Below are 201 nucleotides of genomic sequence, written 5' to 3'. Positions count from 1 at the left end.
CGAGGGTCTCCTCCCGGCGCTTTTCCGCGTCGCTCATGCGCGGCAGGTCGTAGACCGCGCCGTCCGACAGCGCCAGCGCGTTGACGACGCCGAGGTCGCCGCCAAGGTCGATCCCGTCGCGGACGGTCGGCTCGGCCACCTCCCGCTCCACCTGGATCGAGGCGTACCAGTGGTCGCCGCTGAGCGAGACTGTGACGTTCT

1 protein-coding gene is annotated in these 201 nt (G+C 70.6%); it reads right to left on the bottom strand.

The features are described from left to right. The coding region (locus tag BN1800_RS41955) for a transposase (RefSeq protein ID WP_179214052.1) at positions 1-201 on the bottom strand (201 nt) is incomplete at both ends.

Origin of the sequence: Rhizobium sullae, assembly GCF_900169785.1 — a bacterium.
Lineage (GTDB): Bacteria > Pseudomonadota > Alphaproteobacteria > Rhizobiales > Rhizobiaceae > Rhizobium > Rhizobium sullae.
Note: the sequence above shows the minus strand (reverse complement) of the source record. Positions and strands in the feature narration are given on the sequence as shown.